Source organism: Flavobacterium collinsii, from assembly GCF_946903285.1.
Taxonomy (GTDB): domain Bacteria; phylum Bacteroidota; class Bacteroidia; order Flavobacteriales; family Flavobacteriaceae; genus Flavobacterium; species Flavobacterium collinsii.
The window spans coordinates 2,450,150-2,470,108 of the sequence record NZ_OX336425.1; the positions used below are offsets into that span (position 1 = coordinate 2,450,150).

Below are 19,959 nucleotides of genomic sequence, written 5' to 3' on the forward strand. Positions count from 1 at the left end.
CAGATAGCTTGATTTAGATCAGATCCGTATATATTCCGTGAGAATATGAAACAGTTTAAAAAAAATGTCATTGTTACCCGTAATAAATTATGACATGATAAATAATACTGAGAGCATCATTCAATAGTACTTACTGTATCATTGAAATCAAAAAATATAAAATATTGGTAAAGTCAAATGCAAAATATATAATGAAAAACCTCATTGTAAATTTTTTATATAAATTAATAGTATTATGCAAAATTCGACACATTACTTAGCCTTTAGTGATTTTGAATCTATTCCCAAAATAGATTTGAAAGAAGATGAATACTATTTGTTTCAGTATTCAAGTGATTGTAATTTCGATCAGGGTATCCTGGAGTATTACCTGCAATTTTTACCTCAAAAATTTAGAGAGGAAGTGCTTAAATACAGAAGATGGGATGACAGATACAATTGTTTGTTTGGAAAACTAATGGTATGTATGGGATCTCATATATTGGGCAACCAATCGTTTGAATTTGAGAAAATTGTAAAAGACAATTATGGGAAACCATACATGTTAGGAAGTAATTTTAATTTTAATATTTCCCACAGTAGCAATACAGTCGTATGTGTTTTTAGCAAACAGCAAATAGGAGTAGACATTGAAGAGATCAATGACATAGATTATTCTTTATTTGAAAATGTTTTTTCTGCTGAGGAATTTGCAGAAATCAATCGTGACGGGCTGGATAAATTTTACGAATTCTGGACTAGAAAAGAATCTGTTATTAAAGCGATAGGGAAAGGAATGTCGATTCCACTTACAGAAGTAGAAATCAATACAGGATACACAACTTATGGAGATGATACCTGGTACACAAAGAGTTTTAAAATTGATAACAAGTACTGTTCGATTACCACAAAGTGTGATCAGATAAGAGCACAGGAAACGCATGTCTTATTTTAACAACCTGTAACAACATTTTAGTAACGAACAAAAAAATATAGAAACTATGAAAAAATAATTAAAATCGGATTAAACTCTTAACGAGCTTTTAAAAGTATAAACCTCCCAAGTCTTTTGATTCGGGAGGTTTTTTTGTTTAAGGTAAATCTTTCTTAGTTTTTATCATCTCTCTTTCAAATTGTCGTTTTTACCAGAGTAGGTGTTTTTTCTTCACGAAAAAATTTTATCTTGGCTGAGGAAATGAAGCTTACTACTATCGTAATTTTGATTGGTGATCTAAAATCAGCTGATACATCACAAATGCAGATTAAAAAATTAAAATCTGAGAAACTGTGCAAAAAGAAGGGCATCAGCTCCGAATTAAAAGAAAGACTTTTACAAAGCGTAAAGTTAAAATAAAAGCAAAAAAACAGATATAAAAATGGCATCACCAAATGAACTATTATTTTTCTTTAGTGCCTTAGGGGCTTTTAATGGTTTCTTGCTTTCCTTATATTTTGCGATAAATGCTAAAAAGAAAATTTTCGCGAATTATTTTTTATCCTTGTTATTACTGGTTTTAAGTATCAGAATTATTAAATCGGTATTCTTTTATTTTAATCCTCACCTATCGAATATTTTTATTCAAATCGGACTTTCAGCTTGTACTCTGATCGGTCCGTTTCTTTTTTTATACCTTACATCATACTCAGAAAATGATAAACCAAATTGGGCCAGGCATATAATACCATATTTGGTTATAATGACTGTTTTAGGAATATTTTATCCTTATGTCGAACATCAGGATATTTGGATCAGATGGATTGTAAAAGCAATCTATTTTCAATGGTTCGTTTATATCGCTTTGTCTTTTAAATACATTCAGCCAATCATTCAAAAAATCAAAGAAAAGGAAAGTTTAAAAAAACTGGAGGTGTGGTTCTTAAGTATCTTTTTTGGGGTAGCATTTGTGTGGTTTGCCTATACTTTTGCAGCTTACACTTCCTATATAGTTGGAGCTTTGTCCTTCACATTTATCTTGTACCTGATTGTATTACTTTTAGTTTTTAAAAATAGCCAGGAAGCAGCCTTTTTTCAGGAAAAAGAGCGATACAAAAATAAGACTATTGAAAAAGAAACATTAGACTTAATCAGTCAAAAAATAACGATTATAGTCGAAAAAGAACTGTTTCTAAATTCCAATTTTACGCTTGAAGAAGCTGCAAAAGAACTTAAAGTACCAAAGCATATATTATCACAATATGTAAATGAAGTATTAGGAAAATCCTTTTCAAATTTGATTAAAGAATATAGAATTGAAAAAGCTAAAAAGTTATTAGAAACCGAAAAAAACTTAACCGTTGAAAGTTTAGGTTATGATAGTGGTTTTAATTCTAAATCAACTTTTTTTACTGCATTTAAAAAACAAACAGGTTTAACCCCCACAGAGTATCAAAAATGGCGCTCTAAATGAGTTCTAATTTATAGAAGCATACTTCAGCTGACGAATATTTTATTCATTTTACAAATGATGCAGCCATTGTAAAAAACAAAATCAGTAAAGCAAAACTACTATAAGTAGACGATTTCAATTTCCCGGAAATAAATCAGGGCTGGTTTAATCAGGGCATCTGCTGATTTATCTTTGTCTACAGTAATTGTCATTTCATTAGCCTTTAAACCTTCCTACACCATACCTTCCCACAAAACCATCCCCAGAATTAAGTGTCGCAATCTCAAGCTTATTTGATTTAACATTAACATTAAACAAAGCTACCTACTTACACCTCCACAAAAAATAATTAGAGTAAATGAAGGGCGTTAAAGTGTTAGAATAGAAACTAATACAATGTAGTTTTTTAATCAATTATAAAAATTAAAACAATATCGCAATATTAATAAATTATTAAATGACCAGCTGATAAAAATATCAATATAAGGTTTATTATACTTTTGTAAGGGTCTTCTTTAACAGTTTAAAATTACGTTATGAGTTCTAATTTGCTAATTTGTTTACGTGCCGGTGATGATTCCAGCTTTAAAGAAATCTATGATCTGTATCACTATAAAGTATTTTGTTTTGTAAAAAAATATACTGCACAACTTGCCGATGCAGAAGATGTTACGCAAAATGTATTTATCCATCTTTGGAAATACAGAAACAAAGTAGATCCTGCTATAGATTTAGAAGCCATTTTGTTTAAAAGTTCTAAGCAGGAGATTTCTAAGTGGTATAAAAAACAAAACAGAATTTTTTCTGTAGAAAATGATCAGTTAATCAAAGAGCTTGATATTGTATCCGAAACAGATGATGATATTACTTCAAAACTCGAGGAAATAGAGCATCTCTTAAATCAAATACCGGAAAAAAGAAGAAAAATTTTTAGCCTTCATAAATTTGAAGACCGAAGCTATAAAGAAATTGCCGTAGAAATGGACATGTCCCAAAGTGCCGTTGCCAATCAAATTTCAAAGACATTACAATTCCTTAGAAAAAATACGGTAAAAAACCATGAGCTCTACTGGTTTGCATTATTTTTTATAAGCCAGTCAGAATTGGTTTCTTAATACTGTCTTTTCCCCTTTCAGATCTTAATTTACCTCAAAATTAAAGGGACGATAATCTTCTGTTGGATTAAGAAAAGGTTAACAGTAATGTTGTCCCGTGATATTTAATAAACTGAAAATCTAATGTAGTTGAATCGATAAAATTCATACCTGATTTTTAAACATTAAATGTTAATTGTAAAATGAAATCCAGAAAATTAAGAGAAGAGTGGAATGCAATACCTAACAGAGGAATTCTTCCAAACGAAACTAAATCGCGTATGTGGGATAACATACGTATTGCAACAATTGACCGATATAAAAGCTTTTATAATTGGACAGCGGTTGCCTGTATTGTATTTATTTTTTCTATTACAAGTTATCAGATATTCACGCAAGTCAATAAAAATAAGATTGAAGTTGCCGTTACCAAAACATTCAATGACGATATCCGCCTTTTATGCTTGTCAGACGGAACGAGAGTATGGCTTAATGAGAATTCAGAAATTGGATATCCCATTCAATTTGCAAAAAATGAAAGGTTAGTAACTTTAAAAGGGGAAGCTTTTTTTGAAGTCAAACGTGATCCTTCCCGACCATTTATTATCACATCAGGAACAATAAAAACCACTGTTTTAGGAACATCATTTAACGTAAAAGCATACGATGATAACAAACCGGAAGTAAATGTAAGAACCGGTAAAGTGCAGGTTGAAAGTTTGAAAAATACGGTTTTACTGGAACGAGGAGATAAGGCAGTTTACGGATCGGATAATTTGTTACTTCACAAACAAAAAACGAAAGTATTAGAACCGGAATGGAAAAAGGTTTTGATATATGTGGATGGATTGAGCTTAGAAGAAGTTTTGACCAAACTAAAGAAAGATCACCAGTTTGAGGTAAATTACCTCTCCGATGATTTAAAAAATCTGACAATTAAAGGAACTCTTGATACCCGACAAGGCTTGTATGAGATGCTTCAAACCATTGCTTTTGCTCTCGAAATTAAAATCAGGTCGACAGGCAACAATACTTACTTAGTTAGCAAATAAGCCAGCATAAATTTATTGAAAAACGATTGTCGCTCAAACAAGTCTTCCAAACTTACATTTTTAGCGACAGGACGCCTGCTGAATTCCTGCAGCAGCATTACCCTAAAACACAAATTAAATTAATTACATAAACTAACAATCATCAATTATGAACAATTGCATTTCCAGGCAATTTGCCTTTTGGATTTTATTTTTTGGATTTTTTCTCGGAATAAACACAATTTACGCACAAACCGGAACAGTATCGGTTGATTTTAAAAATTCATCACCTCAAAAAGTTATCGATAACTTAAAATCCCGAACACCTTATCAATTTGTATATCAAAAGGATCTTGATTTAAGTTTGCCTCTTATTACACTTAAAAAAGAAAATGTTTCAATAGATGAAATTTTAAGTGATTTGCAAAATCTGACAAACTTAAATTTCAGAAGAAATGAAAATAATATAGCCGTAAACAGTAAAGAATCGGCTAAAAAAAAAAAGAAAGGAAAAATCACAGGTAAAGTAGTAGATGTCAACGGACTTTCATTACCCGGTGCTAATATTAATGTTACCGGAATGGGTTTAGGAACACAATCAGACATAGATGGTAACTATATTTTAGAATTGGAACCAGGCGAATATACGATTGAGATTAGTATTATATCGTTTCAAACGCAAAGAATCACCGGAGTTAAAGTAAGTGAAGGGACGGAGACACCTTTAGTAGTTTCTCTGAAAGAAGATGCGCAATCGCTTAACGAAGTAATTATCATCCAAGACTATAAAAAGGCAACAGCATCGGTTCAGGGAATGCTTTTACAGCAAAAAAAAGCAGCTCAATTCTCTGACGGAATTTCCTCAGAACAAATTGCAAGAACTCCGGACAAAGATGTGGGAAGTGCGCTAAAGCGTATAACAGGGGTAACAACGGTGGGGGATAAATACGTGGTGGTGCGTTCAATGGCAGAACGATGGAATCAGGCTGTCATGGATGGGATCACGCTGCCAAGTACAGATGCTTATCAGCAAAACTTTTCTTTTGATATAATTCCGACTGCCATCGTTGAAAGTATTGTCGTGAGTAAATCTGCAACTCCCGATATGTATGCCAATTTTGCCGGAGGATATGTAGAGGTAAAAACCATGGATATTCCAAAGGAAAACTTTACCAATTTCTCTATCGGGACTTCTTATAATAGTGAAAGTACTTTTAAAGAAAGACTAACCAAAAAAGAAGGGGATCATGATTATTTGGGTTTTGATGATGGAAGACGCGATTATCCCCACAATATTAAGGGATTAGAAAAACCTACAAACGAAGCAGAGTCAGGACCTTTTATCGAGCATTCGAAACAATTTACGCAGGATAATTTTAGTACTTATAAAACCTATGGCGCCCCGGGAACAACGCTTCAATTTGGTATTGGACGAAATTATAAATTGAAGGACGATAACAGGTGGGGATTTGTTGGTTCGTTGATCTTTAAGAATACACAGGAAAAATTAGACATTGAACATACAGAAAGAGGGAATTACAAAAGTAATTCACAGTTTTTAGCGGAAACAAAAAAGACACCCTATTCCACTTTTGCAAAATATGGGTTCAAGAATTCAGGAGCAAATTACAACTACAATTCCACTTTAGGCGGAATGTTCAATGCGGCGATACAATTGGGCAATCATAAAATTACTAGCCGTAATACGGTAATGCACATTTACAACAATCAATTGAACCAAATTTCTGGTTGGGATAATGCTCAGGAGACTGCGGATATCTTAGGTGGTACGGATTTGGGTTCTGTAGATGAATCTAATTATCCGGTTTACACGACTTTTATTCAGAATAAAATTGAAGGAAGTCACAAATTCAACAAACTTGAAATCAATTGGTATGGTGCTTACGGAAACGTAACTAAAGATACCAAAGATGCGACATTTTTAGAAATCATGAAGAAAAAAGTCGGTGATGATGAATTGTTATATTACACTGTTTATAATGAAGGAACAAGATTGCCGTTTAGCAGAAGTAATTTTACCAATGACGAGCTTAATTATAATGCTGCTATTAATTTCAAATACTCTTTTGACTTTAATGATTCTTTTACAAACGATATAAAGGCAGGTTATTTTGGAACCTATAAAAAAGCAACCAACCAACAGGAATCAGCAAAATTAGTCACCGTGGGACAAACCTCTGACAGAGCAAATATTTATGAATCTCTGACAAAATTTTTAGACGGATCCAATTATTATTATGGTGGTTTTGGGTGGCAGAATTTTGGAATTTATGGCAATAAATATGTTGGAGATGTAAAAATACATTCCCCATTTTTAATGCTCGATGATAAAATAAGCCGCTTTGCAAGACTGGTTTGGGGAGTAAGAGCCGAAAGTTATGTTTATACACAAATTGAGAGCCAGTTTGAAACTCCGGACGGATTTTCTGAAATTGAGGGCGATGATAAAGTTTGGCAATTTCTCCCATCGGCGAGTTTAATTATAAGTCCTACGAATAAAACGAATGTAAGATTGGGGTACAATAAATCGGTTTTGCGCCCTCAATTTGCCGAGCGTTTGACAATTCCGTATTACGATCCAATTCGTTCTGCTAAAATTTATAACTATACAGGAGGATTAGTTTCCAGTATTGCCAATAATTATGATTTAAAATTCGAATGGTTTCCTTCTGGTGGCGAGATTTTATCTTTTGGAGTATACCATAAAAAGATCGATGACCCGATTGAAGCTGTTGGTTATTTGAATCCGTCAGGCGTTAGGGATATCTATAATATCAATTCAAATAATGCCAAACTTTGGGGGGTAGAATTAGAGTTTTACAAAAGCCTTTCTTTTTTGGGTGATGGCGAGATTTTAAAAGATTTATTTGTTTATGGGAACGCTTCCGTAAACGATACAAAAGTGACATCCTATGTTAATTTAGATGGAACAGGCGGACTTTATGAAGCCAATAGACCGCTTTACGGCCAATCACCTTACACCTATAATTTAGGTTTAGATTATGTAGGGGAACGTTTAGGGTTTAGTCTTAGGCACAATGCAATTGGAGATCAGTATATACTGGTGGGTTTTGAATATTTCGCTGAGGAAATCCGCAAACCTTATGCTGTAACAGATGCTCAGGTGAGTTACAAATTTTTTAAAGAAAGAAATCTGGAACTAAAATGCAGTATGAAAAACATGTTTGATGCCGGTATAGAAACCTATAACAACGCCAATAGTTACAGTAAAATTGAGAATGTTCCCGACGGAACAAATCCAAGAGCGAGATTCAGTCTGGGGGCCGGTGCTACTACAAAATTTGATCAGGATATCGACAGAGAAGTATTTAAAGCTAAAAACGGAAGAACGATAAGTGTATCAATCAATTATTCATTCTAAAACGGATTTTTAGCGCTACCGTGTAGATACAAGTATAAAAAGTACCAAGAATTGTCACTAATTTGTTTGTACAATTCATTTTAACACATAGTAACATAGGTGCTGCATCTACAAAAAGGTGTTTCACTTTGTTTAGATACACATATCCAAACTTTGTGAAAGAAATATATTTCTTTTTGTATCCTCTCTTAACAATATAAATCTATGTTTCTATGTGTTAAAAATTTTGGCGTTCCAATCATAGAAACGTCAATTACAGCTATAAAAATGAGCTATAATTAGCTATCGTGCACATACAAGTATAAAAAGTAACACGAATTGTCACTCATTTGTTTGTACAATTCATTTTAACACATAGGAACATAGGTGCTGCATCTACAAAAAAGGTGTTTCACTTTGTTTAGATACACATATCCAAACTCTGTGAAAGAAATATATTTCTTTTTGTATCCTCTCTTAACAATACAAATCTATGTTTCTATGTGTTAAAAATTTTGACGTTCCAATTATCGAAACATCAATTACAGCTATAAAAATGGACTATAAGTAGTTATACTGCGGATACAAGTATAAAAAGTACCATGAATTGCCTCCACTTTGTTTGTGGAATTAATTTGACAACGAAGGTTAGCCTATTAAAATTTGTGCAAATTAGTGCAATTCGTGTTCAGACGGTAGGTTTTTAGCGGTTCTTTTACTTCAAATTTAACCGATATAGCGGGATGTATTAAGAAACCGTTAACAATAAAAAAAGACATGATATTTTGGTTTTTCAAAAGCTAATGTATGTAGTTGTAAGTATCAGATTTCTTTTTTGTTTAGTGCATTAAGCAAAAATGTAAAAATGAACTTTAAGATGTTCTTTTAAAAATACAAAGTTCTTCATTATAAGATAAGATTTTAAAAGAATGGAAAGTAAACCTTTTACTGCGTTAAAAAAAACCTATGAGTAAAAAGACGGAATTATAGGTATAAACCCCGATGGTAAAGCGGGATCGTTTATTGAAAAAAATCTTTACTAAAAAAAGAGAAAGACCTAAGGAGAGATATTTTGCTGCTCTCTCCAAAGGCCTAATTTGTAATAGCAGCAAATATAGCATTAATAAAATTATTATGAAAAAAATTTTTCTATGTGCAATGATAGCTCTGGCTCTGGGCTCTTGCCAAAATGATGATTCATCTGCTGATTCTTCTTTTTCAATGAAAGCTTCTGGTGCTGATTACACAGGATATCCGGCAACAGTACAAACTGTAAGTGGTGATATTACAACAAATACCACTTGGACTAGTGATAAAGTTTGGGAAATTGAAGGAGTAGTACGTGTAAAATCAGGGGCTACATTAACCATACAGCCAGGGACATTTATTAAAGCTAAACCATTAGCAGCTGGAGTTGCTTCAGGAGTTCTTGTAATTACTAAAACAGGTAAGATCGATGCTCAGGGAACTGAAACAGCGCCAATTATTTTTACAAGTTACAATTTATTAGATGGTAACGCAGCTACAGGAGCTACTCCGGGAGATTTTGCAGGAGTAGTTATTTTGGGTGATGCTCAGGTAAATAACGGTTCAGTTACTAACATAATTGAAGGATTAGGAGATCAGCCAACGGTTTCTGATTTTTATTATGGAGGTTCAAACAATGCTCATAACGGTGGAATCTTAAATTATGTTCGTATCGAATTTGCAGGACGTATTTTAGATGCTGCAAGTGGAGTTGAAATCAACGGATTAACTTTAGGAGGTGTAGGTTCTGGTACTGTGATCGATCACATTCAGGTATCTTACGGAAGAGACGATTCATTTGAATTTTTTGGAGGAACTGTAAATGCAGGACATTTAGTTTCTTTTGCACCAGACGATGATAATTTTGACTTTGATCTTGGTTATACAGGAACAATCACAAAAGCTATTGCAATTGCTGACAGTAATTCTACACATAGTTTAAGCGGAGGAAATCCGGATTCTAATGGTATTGAGTTAGATAACAATGCTACAGGAACAGTTACAGCATTGATCACACGTCCGATAATCAACCAATTATCAATTATTGGTGTAAGCTCAACTGTAGTAGCTGATTTATACGAAAATGCTATTCACGTGCGCAGAGCTGGTAACATAAGCCTTACTGATGTTACGGTTACTGGATACAACAGAGGAGTTAATTTTGAGTCTCCTTCATTGCCAGGTGGTTCAACTTATTCTAAAGTTTCTATTCACGGTTTTGACAATGTAGCATTGCCTGTAGGAACAACTTTTACAGGAATCGGTACTGCAACTTCTACGGTGAACCCGGCTACAAAATGGGCCTTAACACAACCATTCTTTAATGATGGTGCGTTAAACCTTGGAGGAGCTACGGGAGCATTTAAAACAGAAGCTGCCTGGACTAACACATGGACTAAGTTTACAAATTTTTAATATCGGTTAATTAAAATTTTACATGGGCAGAATATTTCTGCCCATGTTTTTAATACATAAAAAAATGAAAAAAACTATACTTTTATTTGTACTCGCTTTTATTTCTGTAGTTTCATCAGCTCAGGTTACGGTTTGGGAAGATAATTTTGATGATGCAGATTTAGCTGGCTGGACATTATTGGACAGAGATGAAGATGGAATAAACTGGATTGCCAGAAAAAATATAAACCTTGATGAAAGCGGAAGCGCGATAGTAGATGGAGAACACAGTATTTTAGGAAACTACCTAATGAATTTGGATGATTTAAGCACAGTAGTTCGTTTAGTGGAGAACTGGGCTATTACACCAGTAATAAATTTATCACAACATTCCGGCAAAAAATTACAGCTTGTTCTAAATGCACAAACCAGTATTTATGATACTAATCAGGATCTGTTGGTATACGGATCTACTTCAAAAGACCCTGATACATTTACACTTTTGAGCACCCTAAAATTACAAAGACAAACAGAACTTGAAGCAGAATTTAAGGACTACAGTGTCGATATTTCTCAATATGCCGGCGAATCGGTGGTATACTTCGCGGTATCCAATGTAGCAGATGAAAATCTGAACTTCATAGGCTTTGAAATAGATAAAGTTTCAATTGTAGCAGGAGGAAATTTAGGAATAGGGGATCATACATTGAATAAAAACCGTTCATTTCTTGCAGAAAACCCTGTGAAAGAAAATTTAGAATTGCAACTGGCAGATCAATTTAAAGACAATAAAACCGCATTGAAAATTTATAATGCAGCAGGCAATCTGGTGAAGGAAGTAAATTACAATAACCAAAACATTTCAGTATCCGATTTACCTCAAGGATTCTATTTTCTGTTAGTAACCAACGATACAAATTCGCAAACAATAAAATTTATTAAAAAGTAAAAAAGGGCAGTAGGTTTTATTCCTGTATTAAAATTGCTGCCTTACTAAAAATTAGCATATGAAAAATAAGATTACAAAAGCATTTTTCCTTTCTGTTGTACTCGCACTTTTGGGTGCCTGCGCTAATGATGAGCTAACGCCTTATTACGATCAGAGAAAAAGAGAAATTGGTAAAATCGTTATACACGGTTATAACGCTTTAAGCGATTCCATTCAAATGACCGTAAATGGCAAATTGATTGAAATAGGAAACGAAAAAAACAATACAGCTTTCGTAAAAAAAATAGAAAAAGAGCATGATTTTGTTTTTTTTAATGATGAGGTAAAAACGTTGGTAATCACCAATAAAAAAACGAGTCAGATCTTGGGAACTTACCTTTTTACAAACCGGACACCTGTTAGTTCTCTATATTTCTACGCTAAAGAAAATTTATGGATAGATGATGTTTCCTTTTTAAAACCTGGAACATTAAGCCAAACCGGTTATGCGGGTTTTAAGTTTATATTTCCATCACTCAATAAATATTCAGGCAGTACCTATAAAGGCGCCTTGGATGGTATTATTACAAAAAGCAATGGTCAGGTTTTAGGGATTGTAAAAAATATCAGCAAAGATGCTCCAAGTGATTTTATCGAATTTCCATTCAGTACGCCGGCAGCCATAAAAATGGAACTTGTAAAACACGGCACAAAGGAATCTTACATTACAGGTCAAAAAGTTATTGTGGCGATGACCATGACAAATAATAAATCAAAACTAATTATTCTTGAAGAAGAACAAGATGTAACTGGTAAGTTCTCCGGTGTGGCAGGCGTCATCAATTTAGCCGATTATTTTACTTTTTAAGGAGCGAACGGGCCGGATGGAAGAGTCAATATTTTTTTGGAATTAAAAATTAAAAAATGAAATACTCCTATTACAGTCGAATATTTATTTTTCTTTTACTTTCTTTTTTAATCCTTTCCTGTGAAAGTGATAATGCACCAATAATTTACAATAAAGATTCTAACGAATATGTAAATGAATGGATGTACGATCAAATGAAAAAGTATTATCGTTGGAATACATCAATGCCGGCTCAGGGTAATTTATCCTTAAATCCTAAGGAATATTTTAAAAATCTATTGCAAAAAGAGGATGTCTATTCATATGCGATTCATCCTGCATTGCCCGACACTGCACCACAAAGTCTCAGACGGAGCTTTGGTTTTGATGTGTCTTTTGTCGAATTTGGAGGAAAATATTATGGTGTAATAGTATATGTATTGGCAGGTTCTCCCGCCAAAAACATTGGTTTGCAAAGAGGTCAGCTGATCACTAAAATCGATGGAACAGTTTTGAACGCAGGAAACTACGAGCAATTGTATAAAAATATGGTAGGTGCAGCAAAGTTAAATCTGGAGACAATTTCATTTTCTTCGAAATCCGGTTTTTCCAATCCAAAAGAAATTGCAGTATTGCAGGGATTTAGTTTTTCCCAGCCAATTCCATATCAAATTATTTCAGATAAAAATGCTAAAATAGGCTATGTCGAAATTCCACATTTTGATGTCGGTCAGGCACAGCAATTTTTACAAATCTTTCAGGAACTAAAAAACAAATCGATTACCGAACTTGTCTTGGATTTAAGATATAATGGAGGAGGAGATATTGCATCTGCAACCGCGTTGAGCATTATCCTGGCTCCAAATATTAAAGCAACTGACCTTTTTATTAAGTTTGAAGGAAATGCTAACGGGGGAAATGTCGATCAATCATTTGAGCAAGCCTTAAAAAGTAATGAAGCAAAAATAAGTTTTGATGCTTTGCGCGGTGTCCATCCGCCAATAAACAGAATATACATATTGTGTGGAAACCGCACTGCATCTGCATCAGAGCTTATAATCAATAATCTTAAACCTTACATGAATGTAATTGCTTTGGGCGGGAAAACTTTTGGGAAAGATGTGGCAGGATTTCCAATAGAAGATGATCGAATTCCCGGAAGTAAAGGCTGGGTACTATATCCATCTATTTATAAGCTGTTTAATTCCAGACATGAAGGAGGTTATTCTAAAGGAATAGATCCCAATATTTATACAGATGAACTTCAGGAATTAGAAGTTTTTCCTTTAGGGAATCGTTCAGAAATTCTGTTAAGTACTGCATTGAGAAGCATCTCGGGAAATACCGGTAAAATGAAAGCAGCAGAATTACAATTACTGACGCTGTCTAAAGTCTATACTGATTCGGATCCATTATTACGTTTTAACCCTTAATATTTTTTTAATTTTAGTAAAATAGTAATGTTATTATGCAAGGAATAAATTCTAAAGAGCATCGGATCTTGCTGACCGCTTTTCATAAATTCGAACATCTTTCTACTGTTTATAAAAATAAAATTGAAGAGGCCGAAGATGCCAGAACGCGAAAAGCTATGGAAGAACTGGATGCTCTATATGATAAATTTCGGTTATTGTATACTGAACTTGAAAAATGTACCAAAGCTTATGAGATCAAGAAAAAATCGACAAGAAGCCTCCTAAACAGAAGCGTACGGAAATTGATTCCCATCGCAGAAAAAAATAAGAATTTCTCAAGTTAAATCATATTGTATTGGGGCAGAAAGGGTAACATAAGTAGCCAAGGATATCAAAAAAATATTTCCTTAGTGAAATCTGAGAAAAAAAGCCTTTAAACTCTAATGTCTATAGGCATTTGATTTTTAAAGCTTCTTCTGAAATTTCTACTGGCTTTGATCTTAAAGCAATTATCCCTTTCATTTTGCATGGCTGATCTTATCATTTTGATAGGTATTAGAAAGTTAAGAGACAGATTCTTTTAAGAAATATATTAGGTTATCATTATCTTAACTAAGTAAAATGAACAATAAAACTATTTAAAGATAATAAATTTAATTAAGCATAAGTAGATCCAATAGTAACAGCAGTTCGAGATATTTTTTTTGCAATTGCTTCAGCATGTTTAAAAATAAAAAAATGATCTCCCTCTAACAATTCAAACGTGCAAGGAAGTGACGTTTCATTCTGCCATGCTTTCATATCATTTAATGATGTTTTTTCTTCACCTCTTCCAATTTCATCTTTGCCCATACAAACATGGATAGGAATTGAAAATGGCTTTTCCATGGCTAAAAATTCATAATCTTCAATAGCTTTAAAATCAGATTTCATTATCGGATAATATAGTTCCAAAAGTTCCTTGCATTGAAGTATTTCTTGTGGCAAACCACCTATTTTTTCAACTTCTTTCCAGAAAACAGTTTCAGGTAATAATGATTTTTTAGTGTCAAATCGACTAAAACCTGGGGCTCCCCTTCCTGTAAAAAAAAGAGATGTAGGTTGTTTTAGTTTTTTCTCAATAATTTTCTTTGTAAGCTCATATCCTAGCAATGTCCCCATACTATGGCCATATATTACATAATTACTATTTTCGATAAGAGGAATGATTTGATTCAATAAGTCGTCAACTAATTCATTAACTGTAACTAAAAGATCTTCCCTGAATCGGTTTCCACGGCCTGGAGATTCTAATGTAACCCAATTTAAATTCTTTGGAACGTATTTCTCTATACTATTAAAACTGTATCTGTTACCTCCAGCAAAAGGAAGTGCGATAATTTTATTTCTATTGTCATTCATAACTTTTAGGTTCGAAATTTATTAAAATGAAACTTCAGATTTTATCATTTTACTTTTTCAAAATATAGTAAAAAAGATAAATTTGATTGTATAATTTATAAGAATTAACCCGTTAGGTGTACTTAAATGGTTTTGATTCTTAATATTGCTTAGATCTGTCAAATATAAATTTATTGACTTATTGAATCAATGTTGATGCTGTAATTTTGGCCAAAATTCAGGTGCTAAAACTTTGAAAAGTTTGGATAATTTCTTCTGATTAGAATTTGATTGAACAAATGAGAAAATAGTGTTTCAATTCTTTTTCGTGATTTTCTAAAAAGATAAACGTATAGTTTATAGTTTTTTATTAATCCTTTTTGGAATTTCTAAGGATATCCGAATGCTCTGAAATAATTATAATTGAATTGATTATGACAATTAGCCTTTGTCGCCAAGCAAAATGTAGGCAGACATTTGATGTTTAATGTTTTTCAAAAAATGTATCTCATGAACTTTTGCTTATGTAATATAATTTTTTATTATATTAACCTCCTTTTGCGCTACTTTAATTTCCTTAAGTCCAGAGGTAAAATCAGCTTCGAAAAAACTAAATGCTGGATTTTTTGCAGTAGTAGCAAGATACGCACATATATTTTTATGAAGAGTTAATTCTGTTAAATACCATGTATTTTTATCGTAAATTACTTGATTATTGATTATCTCGATATCTAAAAAAGGAATAGATAAGCCTTTTCCTTCCGCCTTCATTACACTTTCTCTCATGGTCCAAAATCTATAGAATGCTATCTTTGGATTTGAAGAACTTACAATTTTTTGCCATTGTTTATCTGACATAATATTTTTATAATCAGTAAAATCAATATTTTTAATTGACTCAATATCAATGCCAAGCTTCATTTTTTGAGCAATAGCACAAACAACAAATTTATCAGAATGAGAGATAGTAAAATCTATCTCATCATTTAAAAAAGGTTTCCCGTATTCATTGTATTTAATGTTAGACACCATATTTCTTTTTAGACCAATTTTATCTAGTGATTCCATAAGAAGGAGTCTTCCCAGTAAGAATGCATGCTGATCTTGCCATCTGCGGTAATTCATGCATTTTTTTTTAATGTCTAATGGTAGATATTGGAATAGACTAGACCAACTATTCGATGATAGTGGTAAATCAAATTGACTATAAAAGACTTGTATCAAAAAAAAGCTTTTTAAACATTAGGCAAATCAAATAGCCATGATGTTTTTTGTTAAAAAATAGTTTGCGAATGTCTACAAATAAAGTATTAAATCCTAAAGATTTTTGTAAAAAAAAAACATTTTATTTTTATTGGAGCCAAATTGTTTTAGATATTTTTTATATGTAAAAATCGATAATTTGTGATACAATTACAAGACTATTTTTAAGCATTTTATAATGTTTGCAAACAAAATGCAATAGTTGGTCACGTTGATTTGTTAGTTAAGCCGGTAGATGATTAAATCCCAGCTAATATAGTTTTGTTTGTCTAAATCGTTGGTGGGGATGCTTTTATAGTAAAAGAAGGAGCTAGTGTTTAGAAAAAGTCAATATTTATCAAGGTTAAATGAAGTAAAAAACAATGTTAAATAATTAAAAGTATTACTTTTTTACGGTTTCCCGTAAGGAAAAGATTGTTTAAAAGTATACATTCGTTGCATCTTTGAGATAATATTATGAATCAATGTTTAAATCGGTATAATTTCCGAATCCTACCTTGTTTTATGATACCTTAAAATAATAAGCCCTAAATCTAATTTATTTAAATTTCTAAAGTTGGAAAAAATAACTTTTCTTAAAGTATTAAAATTAAAATTGAATGTAGCATTACCATTGCTAGGATTGTTTGCTGTAATTAATGGTTTATGGAGCAGTAGCTTACTGATGTTAGTTAGTAATAAAATAGCAGGTACACCATTACCTTTTTTTAGTGATTATGACTGGCTTATTTACTTAGTTTTAGTTATAACCTCTTTTGTACTTACCTATTATTTTAAAAGATATATGATAAAGGTAACGTTGAATTTTGGTAAAGAAATGACACTTCAGATTATTAATAAACTTCGATTATCAAATTATGAGGCTTATTTACGTATTGGAGAGGCAAGAGTTAGAACAGCAATGTCAGATATAGGAAGATTGGAATCATTACCAGAAGTTTTTATTGTTTTTTTTAATGCGTTGATAATGATCATCGCTGGCATAGGTTATATGTTTTGGCTTTATCCAAAAGGAGCGGTAATGATTATAATTCTAATAATAGTATTAGCCTTTATTTATGTATATCGAAATGAAGCTATTCAAAAAAGTATGAATAAAGAAAGAGATCTTGATGATAGCTTTATGGAAAATTACAATGATTTTTTACATGGCTTCAATAAGATCAAGATGAGTACTAAAAGAAGTGATTCTATTTTTTTTAATCACATTGTCAAAAACCGTGAGAGTGCCATAAAATTAAGTATTAAGGCAGAGCTGTCAGCATTTGGCAATGATTTAATAGGGCAATACTCTTTTTACATTATAATTGGCGCGATACTTTTTGTATTGCCTTTAATTTTTAAACTTGATCAAATTGTTATTTCGGGTTTTATGGTTGCTTTATTATTTTTAATGGGGCCAATAACGATTTTTATAAATCTCATGAAAAATGTTATAGCTTATAAAATTGCATTTGAAAGAGTTAATCAGTTCAATGAGATTGTTGCAGGTAATTTGAAAGATTCTGATTCTTTACAGATATCTATATCTGCTAATTCTTTACCAGAGTTTAAAGATCTTTACATTAATAATATGAGTTATTACCATGTTGATGATAAAGAGTCAATTAGTTTTGAGTTAAAACCAATCAATTTAAAGATTACGAGAGGAGAAGTTATTTTTATTTCTGGAGGTAACGGCAGTGGGAAAAGTACTTTTATTAATCTATTATCGGGACTTTACCTCCCTAAATCGGGGGAGATAATTTATAATGATGTAATTATTGACAAGGAAAACAGATCGGATTATAGAGACATGATATCTTGTATTTTTTCTGATGACTATCTGTTTTCAGAGAATTATGATGATTTTAATTTACTTCCTTCAAATGATGATTTAAGCAAACTTTTAGAAAGAATGAAACTTAATGGAATCATTCGACAGGACGTAGCTAATAACAAAATATTTCAAAGTTTATCCAGCGGGCAAAAGAAAAGATTAGCCTTGATATATTCTATATTGGAAGACAAAGATATTTTTATTTTTGATGAGTGGGCTGCAGAGCAAGATCCCGATTTTAGAAAATATTTTTACGAAAGTATAATTCCTGAATTAAAAAGTAAAGGAAAAACGGTAATTGCAATAACTCATGATGACGCCTATTATAAATTTTGCGATCGATTGATAAAATTTAATTATGGAAAGATGTTAGATACAGAAACTAGTTTCAATCCGTCAGTTCTGGTATCAGAAAACATAAAGTAATATTTCCTTTAAACATTACTTGAGAATGTATTTTTTATATTCTATTTAATATAAGATTTATGTTTTTTAAAACTTAAAGATTAACCCTTAATTATTTACAATTTAAAATTAGTTCAATAGCCCTTAAAGTTAATGAATTCAATTTTTAATGCTTTTAAATTAGTAACTAAAAAAACTATTCAATATATGGAATCGCTTAAAAAGTATCATTTGTCACAAGGTGCAAAAATTGTTTCATCTTCGTTGCCTGGAGATAAATCAAAAGTTTTATTAGAATTACAGAAGAATATTGAAGGTAGTGTTGTATCATATCCAAAGAAAATGCCTATTGCTTTAAAACGTGCAAAAGGTAGTATTATAGAAGATGTTGATGGAAATCAATTTATTGATTTTTTTGGAGGTTGTGGAGTTCTAAATGTAGGACATAGCAATGATTTTGTATTAGAATATGTTAAGGAACAACAAGAAGAGTTGATTCATGCATTGGATTTTCCTACCGAAAATAAAATTTTCTTAATTCAAAAAATATTAAATAGTCTGCCAGCAGAAATAAGGGAAGATTATAAAGTTAGTTTTGGAGGACCGACTGGTTCAGATGCAGTGGAAGCTGCAATAAAGCTGGCAAAAATTAAAACAGGACGTGATGGTATTATTGCTTTTTCTGGAGGATATCATGGAATGACTTCAGGGGCATTGGCAGTTACATCTGATACTTTTTTTCGAAAAAAAATAAGCTCTCTGATTCCGAATGTACATTTTGTCCCTTATAGTTATTGCTACAGATGCCCTTTTAGTAAAAATAGTAATAATTGTGATTATGATTGTGCAACACATTTTGAATGGATATTAGAAAATGGACATTCGGGGGTAACTCTTCCGGCGGCAATTATATTAGAACCAATACAAGGAGAAGGAGGAAATATTGTCCCTAGGCCCGGATTTTTAGAGCGTATAGTTAAAATAGCCAATAAGTATGGTGTTATTGTCATTTTTGATGAAATTCAAAGTGGTTTTTACAGAACAGGAAGTTTTCTGGAATTTATGAATACAAAAGCAATTCCTGATATTATAACATTTTCTAAAGGTTTTGGAGGAATTGGATTTCCAATTTCAGGGTTAATATATAAAAGAGAAATTGAAGCATGGGAGACAGCAGAGCACATAGGTACATTTAGAGGTAATCAGGTAAGTATAGCTGCTGCTAGAGGAGCATTTGATTTTATTGAAAAATATGAAATAGAAGAATATTCGAAAGTAATTGGGGCTTATCTAAAAAAGCAATTAAATAGTTTGGCATTGGATAATTCATTTATAGGAGAAGTTCGTGGAAGAGGTATGATGATAGGTGTCGAGTTTGTAAAAGATAAAGCCACTAAAGAACCTTTTTCAGAATATCTTGTAAAATTCAGAAATGAATGTTTTAAAAGAGGGTTATTGTTCGAAGTAGGTGGCCATTATAATAATGTACTTAGACTAGTTCCTCCATTAATTACTACTCATGATATAGTTGATGCGGCAATAATAATAATGAAGGATGCTTTTGTTGTTTGTAATAATGAATATCTAAAACAAACCCTGGTTTAATTC

General features: G+C 32.1%; 14 protein-coding genes and 1 pseudogene. 12 read left to right on the top strand and 3 right to left on the bottom strand.

Annotation, left to right across the window (positions count from 1 at the left end):
• The first annotated feature begins 235 nt into the window (after positions 1-235).
• From OGZ34_RS10395 to OGZ34_RS10440, 10 genes are all read left to right on the top strand, one after another.
• The gene (locus OGZ34_RS10395) at positions 236-934 is read left to right on the top strand and encodes a 4'-phosphopantetheinyl transferase family protein (RefSeq protein ID WP_263362967.1); all 699 of its coding nucleotides are present in this window, start codon (positions 236-238) and stop codon (positions 932-934) included.
• Positions 935-1,355: 421 nt separating this feature from the next.
• On the top strand, positions 1,356-2,387 hold the full coding sequence (locus OGZ34_RS10400; RefSeq protein WP_263362968.1) for a helix-turn-helix domain-containing protein: 1,032 nt from the start codon (positions 1,356-1,358) through the stop codon (positions 2,385-2,387).
• A gap of 515 nt (positions 2,388-2,902) precedes the next feature.
• Positions 2,903-3,481, top strand: coding sequence for an RNA polymerase sigma factor (locus OGZ34_RS10405; RefSeq protein ID WP_173968395.1), 579 nt, complete (start codon positions 2,903-2,905; stop codon positions 3,479-3,481).
• Between the two features lie 182 nt (positions 3,482-3,663).
• On the top strand, positions 3,664-4,512 hold the full coding sequence (locus OGZ34_RS10410; RefSeq protein WP_263362969.1) for a FecR family protein: 849 nt from the start codon (positions 3,664-3,666) through the stop codon (positions 4,510-4,512).
• Between the two features lie 148 nt (positions 4,513-4,660).
• Positions 4,661-7,894: a TonB-dependent receptor domain-containing protein gene (locus tag OGZ34_RS10415; RefSeq protein WP_263362970.1), complete on the top strand. Its 3,234-nt coding sequence runs from the start codon at positions 4,661-4,663 to the stop codon at positions 7,892-7,894.
• 1,113 nt (positions 7,895-9,007) lie between these two features.
• Entirely contained in the window at positions 9,008-10,315 is a 1,308-nt protein-coding gene (locus tag OGZ34_RS10420) for a hypothetical protein (RefSeq protein WP_263362971.1), read from the top strand.
• Between the two features lie 64 nt (positions 10,316-10,379).
• The gene (locus OGZ34_RS10425; protein WP_263362972.1) at positions 10,380-11,243 is read left to right on the top strand and encodes a T9SS-dependent choice-of-anchor J family protein; all 864 of its coding nucleotides are present in this window, start codon (positions 10,380-10,382) and stop codon (positions 11,241-11,243) included.
• Positions 11,244-11,301: 58 nt separating this feature from the next.
• Positions 11,302-12,090, top strand: coding sequence for a hypothetical protein (locus tag OGZ34_RS10430; RefSeq protein ID WP_263362973.1), 789 nt, complete (start codon positions 11,302-11,304; stop codon positions 12,088-12,090).
• A 56-nt stretch (positions 12,091-12,146) separates the two neighbouring features.
• Positions 12,147-13,502, top strand: a complete 1,356-nt coding sequence (locus tag OGZ34_RS10435; RefSeq protein WP_263362974.1) for a S41 family peptidase — start codon at positions 12,147-12,149, stop codon at positions 13,500-13,502.
• 35 nt (positions 13,503-13,537) lie between these two features.
• A complete protein-coding gene (locus OGZ34_RS10440) occupies positions 13,538-13,828 on the top strand; it encodes a hypothetical protein (protein WP_173968402.1) in 291 nt (96 codons plus the stop codon).
• A 313-nt stretch (positions 13,829-14,141) separates the two neighbouring features.
• On the opposite strand, the gene OGZ34_RS10445 is transcribed toward OGZ34_RS10440, so the two are convergent.
• The 3 genes and pseudogenes from OGZ34_RS10445 to OGZ34_RS22405 form a co-directional block, all read right to left on the bottom strand.
• Positions 14,142-14,885 carry a thioesterase II family protein gene (locus OGZ34_RS10445; protein ID WP_263362975.1) on the bottom strand — a complete coding sequence of 248 codons (744 nt, stop codon included), beginning with the start codon at positions 14,883-14,885 and terminating at the stop codon, positions 14,142-14,144.
• Between the two features lie 178 nt (positions 14,886-15,063).
• Positions 15,064-15,386: pseudogene (locus OGZ34_RS10450) on the bottom strand (IS982 family transposase); the annotation flags it as partial.
• Positions 15,387-16,088, bottom strand: coding sequence for a 4'-phosphopantetheinyl transferase family protein (locus tag OGZ34_RS22405; RefSeq protein WP_373321447.1), 702 nt, complete (start codon positions 16,086-16,088; stop codon positions 15,387-15,389).
• A gap of 595 nt (positions 16,089-16,683) precedes the next feature.
• On the opposite strand from OGZ34_RS22405, the gene OGZ34_RS10460 reads away from it, so the two are divergent.
• Together OGZ34_RS10460 and OGZ34_RS10465 are read left to right on the top strand one after the other, a co-directional pair.
• Positions 16,684-18,372: a cyclic peptide export ABC transporter gene (locus tag OGZ34_RS10460; RefSeq protein WP_263362976.1), complete on the top strand. Its 1,689-nt coding sequence runs from the start codon at positions 16,684-16,686 to the stop codon at positions 18,370-18,372.
• A gap of 132 nt (positions 18,373-18,504) precedes the next feature.
• Positions 18,505-19,956 carry an aspartate aminotransferase family protein gene (locus OGZ34_RS10465; protein ID WP_173968406.1) on the top strand — a complete coding sequence of 484 codons (1,452 nt, stop codon included), beginning with the start codon at positions 18,505-18,507 and terminating at the stop codon, positions 19,954-19,956.
• Positions 19,957-19,959 lie beyond the last annotated feature (3 nt).

What these genes read in the sequence shown, in the direction of transcription:
- OGZ34_RS10465 (WP_173968406.1), top strand. Translation starts at nt 18,505, where the DNA reads ATGAATTCAATTTTTAATGCTTTTAAATTAGTAACTAAAAAAACTATT.
- OGZ34_RS10410 (WP_263362969.1), top strand. Translation starts at nt 3,664, where the DNA reads ATGAAATCCAGAAAATTAAGAGAAGAGTGGAATGCAATACCTAACAGA.
- OGZ34_RS10445 (WP_263362975.1), bottom strand. Translation starts at nt 14,885, where the DNA reads ATGAATGACAATAGAAATAAAATTATCGCACTTCCTTTTGCTGGAGGT.
- OGZ34_RS10430 (WP_263362973.1), top strand. Translation starts at nt 11,302, where the DNA reads ATGAAAAATAAGATTACAAAAGCATTTTTCCTTTCTGTTGTACTCGCA.
- OGZ34_RS10405 (WP_173968395.1), top strand. Translation starts at nt 2,903, where the DNA reads ATGAGTTCTAATTTGCTAATTTGTTTACGTGCCGGTGATGATTCCAGC.
- OGZ34_RS10420 (WP_263362971.1), top strand. Translation starts at nt 9,008, where the DNA reads ATGAAAAAAATTTTTCTATGTGCAATGATAGCTCTGGCTCTGGGCTCT.
- OGZ34_RS10425 (WP_263362972.1), top strand. Translation starts at nt 10,380, where the DNA reads ATGAAAAAAACTATACTTTTATTTGTACTCGCTTTTATTTCTGTAGTT.
- OGZ34_RS10415 (WP_263362970.1), top strand. Translation starts at nt 4,661, where the DNA reads ATGAACAATTGCATTTCCAGGCAATTTGCCTTTTGGATTTTATTTTTT.
- OGZ34_RS10440 (WP_173968402.1), top strand. Translation starts at nt 13,538, where the DNA reads ATGCAAGGAATAAATTCTAAAGAGCATCGGATCTTGCTGACCGCTTTT.
- OGZ34_RS10400 (WP_263362968.1), top strand. Translation starts at nt 1,356, where the DNA reads ATGGCATCACCAAATGAACTATTATTTTTCTTTAGTGCCTTAGGGGCT.
- OGZ34_RS10435 (WP_263362974.1), top strand. Translation starts at nt 12,147, where the DNA reads ATGAAATACTCCTATTACAGTCGAATATTTATTTTTCTTTTACTTTCT.
- OGZ34_RS10395 (WP_263362967.1), top strand. Translation starts at nt 236, where the DNA reads ATGCAAAATTCGACACATTACTTAGCCTTTAGTGATTTTGAATCTATT.